Here is a 2313-nt window from a genome sequence, read left to right as displayed (position 1 = left end):
GCCGCGTTCTCGGTCACCACGCTGTCGCCGTGGCGCAGCGTCGGCACCTGGCCCATCGGGTTGATCACCAGGTACTCCGGTGCCTTCATCGTGGTGCCGTAATCGAGGATGACCTCCTCGTAGGGCAGGCCGGTCTCTTCCAGCATCCAGCGCGCGACGCGGCCGCGGGAGAACGGGTGGGTGTAGAAAACCAACGTGTGCATGGCGAGCTCCTGTGGCGGGAGCCGGCAGTGTGCGCGGGGGCTGCTGACAGCGGCTGTCAGCAGTCGGCAGCCAGCGCCTTGCGCTGCCGCCGCTGCTCGCCCCAGCGTTTGAGCAGCCGGTGCCGCTGCTCCGGGTAGCACTGGCCGGTATCGTGCAGGGCCAGCACGCGGTCGGCGAGTTCGCTGGAGTCCATCCGGGTCACGGTGCCCCGGGTCAGTCCCATCCGGGCCAGTGCGGCCTCCGCCGCCGCCAGATCGCCCTTCAGCTCGGGGACTGTCACGATCTGGGCCGGCGATGCCTCCGGTGGCGCCACCGGAGCATCGGCCCCGGGCGTCGCAGCGAGGACGGGCGGAGAGGTGAGATCGGGGTCGGGGAGCACCTCGACCGACGACGGCGCCGGTGTGTCCTCTCTCCCGTTCGCCGAGGCGAAGGCCGCCACGAACACGCCCGCGATCACCGCCAACGCGAGCACGACCGCGCCGAGCCCGACCGCCGCCGCAGAGCCGCGCGAACCGGGAGCAGGATCCGACGTAGGCCGTTCCGCCGGCGATCCCGGGGAGAGATAGTCGAGGTCGTCGGCGGTCGCGTCGCCCGGCAGGAGCGAGGTCGGCCCCGTCCCCCTGGTCTCCGCTCCATCATCGCGCGAGGCTGCTTCGACCGGGAACGGCTCCGGGAGGTCCGACACAGCCGCGGCGAGTGCGTCGCGGAACTCGCCGGCGTCTCGGAAGCGACGCGCCGGCGTCTTCGTAAGCGCACGCACGACGACGCCATCGAGGGGCCGCGCGGCCGGGACGACGGCCGAGGGAACGGGAGGCGGCGCGACCAGATGCGCACGGAGCACCTCCTCGTTCGTGGACCGCGGGAATGGCGGCGCCCCGGTGAGCAGGAAGAACAGCACCGCGCCGACCTGGTACAGATCGCTGCCGGCGCGCAGCGGCCGCCCCGAGGCCTGCTCGGGCGACATGAAATGCACATTGCCGACGATCGCCGCGCCCTCGCCGGCGGTCGGGCGTCCGGCCAGCAGCACGTCGGCGCCCACGGTCGAGCGCCCCGAGGCGTCAGCGAGACCGAAGTCGAGTATCCGCACATCGTGCGCGCGCGCATGCGCTCCCGCGGTCTCGAGCACGACGTTCTGCGGCGAGATGTCGCGGTGCACGATGCCCGCCGCGTGCGCCGCCTCGAGTCCCGCGAGCATCCCCGTCACGACCGCCGCCGCCTCAGCAGGCGGGAGGGGCCCGTGCGCGCGCACCCAGTCCCGCAACGTCTTCCCGTGCAGCAGATCGAGCGCGATCCAGGGCATCGTCACCCCGCCCGCCTCGTGCAGGCCGGCGTCGTGGATGAGCACGACGTTGCCGTGGGTCACGGACGCGGCATGCCGGGCTTCGCGGAGGAACGCCCGCCGGGCCGCTGCATCCGCGCAGAGGTGCGGGTGCAGGATCTTGATCGCCACCGGCGGTCCGCCGAGGACATCGTCCGCGCGGTGCACCGCGGCGGATCCGCCCACCCCGAGCAGTGCCCCGAGCCGGTAGCGACCGCCCAGGAGCTCCCCCTCGGCCTCGGATCCACCGTGCGTCCCGGTCATGGCCTAGCCGAACCGCCCGTTGACGTAGTCGTAGGTGCGCTGGTCCTGAGGCTCCGCGAACATCGCATCCGTATCGCCGTGCTCGACGATGTGGCCCGGCTGACCGCCCGAGGCGAGGAAGAACGCGCACTGCTGCGAGACACGCTGCGCCTGTTGCATGTTGTGCGTCACGATGACGATCGTGACCTCCTTCTTCAGTTCGGTCATGGTCTCCTCGATGACCCTCGTCGACGTGGGATCCAATGCGGAGCAGGGCTCGTCCATCAGCAGCACGCGGGGCTTCACCGCGAGCGATCGCGCGATGCAGAGCCGTTGCTGCTGACCACCGGAGAGACCTCCGCCGGGCTGGCGCAGCCGGTCCTTCACCTCGGTCCAGAGGCCGGCGCTCGTGAGCGAGCGCTCCACCAGCTCGTCCTTGGCGCTTCGTCCCGCCCGCACGCCGGTCAGCTTGAGACCGGCGACCACGTTGTCGTAGATCGACATCGCGGGGAACGGATTCGGCTTCTGGAAGACCATGCCGATGTAAT

General features: G+C 71.3%; 3 protein-coding genes. All 3 read right to left on the bottom strand.

Annotated features, from left to right (window positions below):
- Positions 1-203: glutathione S-transferase N-terminal domain-containing protein (locus tag B7X32_RS20425; RefSeq protein WP_292723967.1), on the bottom strand; the 203-nt coding region annotated here is incomplete at its 3' end.
- A 56-nt stretch (positions 204-259) separates the two neighbouring features.
- Positions 260-1786: a serine/threonine-protein kinase gene (locus B7X32_RS20420; protein WP_292723964.1), complete on the bottom strand. Its 1527-nt coding sequence runs from the start codon at positions 1784-1786 to the stop codon at positions 260-262.
- A gap of 3 nt (positions 1787-1789) precedes the next feature.
- Positions 1790-2313: ATP-binding cassette domain-containing protein (locus B7X32_RS20415; RefSeq protein ID WP_292723961.1), on the bottom strand; the 524-nt coding region annotated here is incomplete at its 5' end.

It is taken from the genome of Microbacterium sp. 13-71-7, from assembly GCF_002257455.1.
GTDB lineage: Bacteria > Actinomycetota > Actinomycetes > Actinomycetales > Microbacteriaceae > Microbacterium.
Note: the sequence above shows the minus strand (reverse complement) of the source record. Positions and strands in the feature narration are given on the sequence as shown.